Consider the following 1,409-nt stretch of genomic DNA (forward strand, 5'->3'; position numbering starts at 1 on the left):
TTCTTTTTCTAAAGATAGTACTACTTTTTCACCTTTGGAATAAACTCCTATATTGGCTTTTTTAGTATCGTTGTTAACTGTGATATAAACGTTTTCTAAAGTGCCTATTTTTTTGTAACCTAATGTGTTATCAACTATTACAACACTTGGTGTAAGGAGTAATTTTTGACCGTCAAGAGCATCTAAATAGCGCAAAGAAGCTATTTCATACTCCATATTAGCTGCTACTATATAAGCTTTTAGGTCATTTTTAACTTTTGCAGTTGCTCCCTGAACAATTTGTTTAAACGAAGATTGTAGGTCTACTTCATATAGTAAAGCTTTTATTTCTGTTAATGCTTCTTTAGTGAATTTAATTCCTGATTTTGCAGTAGCTAAAAAAGAATTTAAACCTTTCTTTAATTCTACAGCTTTCTCTGGCACATTTATGAAAAAGTTTTTTATTTTTTGTAAATCAACAACAGCAATTGAGCTACCTACAGCTTTTACTAAAATCGCACCTCCAACCAAAGCATTGATCACTCGTACACTTTCGACAAAATCTTTTCCTCCTTCAAGTTTTAAGAGGTCATTTTCGTATATTTCTACACCAATAGCTGAAGCTCCTAAAGTGATAGTAATAGCTTTAACAGCTGTGATACTTTGTCCTCCAGTAGTAGCAGCTAATAAAATACCAGCGGTTTCTAAAGCTATTGTTAGTTGTTGTCCGCTTAGTTTTTTATGATGTTTTGCGGCAAAATTTTCAGCCCAAAACAGAGGGACTATTCGTACATCACCCTTTTTGATGTTAGCATATTCATAGGATTCATTGAAAAAGAGTATCACAAAATCAGAAAAAGGTTTTCCTGCTTTGTAATATATTACACTTTTATTGTTATTATCACTACATTCTTTTCTTTTTCTATTTTCTCCATAACTAAAGAAATATTGGTTTTTAGTATCTACATTTGGAATAATTGTTTGTAAATAATGACAATTTAATGGATATGATCCACATTTATCAAAAACATTTATATAATCAAGAGCTATATGATTTACTGCAAAGTACTGAATAGATTTACTGTTGCAATCAATCCCTTGATTTATATTTCCATTTCTATTAATACTATTTAAAATAACTTCTAGTTCTTGATATTGATCATAATAGTATTTTTTAGCCCATTTAGAGAAATAGTAATTGAAATATTCTTGATCTTCACTTTCTAATTTGTTGTATAAACGCTTTAATCCTCCTACATTACGAGAATTATCATTTAACAATGTAAGCAAATTAGTTTGAGTCTCAATAATGTTCTTTTCATCAAGCCCCATCAAAATAGAAGCTAATAATGCTCCGTGATGCTTGTCAAAACTATTACTATTGACGATATCAATAAATTTGCTTTTTACATTTTCTTGATTTGATGAGG

At 29.8% G+C, this 1,409-nt stretch carries 1 protein-coding gene; it reads right to left on the bottom strand.

The genetic code is table 11. From position 1 onward, the window contains the following. Positions 1-1,409: hypothetical protein (locus HMPREF9073_RS14370; protein ID WP_009414354.1), on the bottom strand; the 1,409-nt coding region annotated here is incomplete at both ends.

Origin of the sequence: Capnocytophaga sp. oral taxon 326 str. F0382 (genome assembly GCF_000318295.1) — a bacterium.
GTDB classification, from domain to species: Bacteria; Bacteroidota; Bacteroidia; order Flavobacteriales; family Flavobacteriaceae; genus Capnocytophaga; species Capnocytophaga periodontitidis.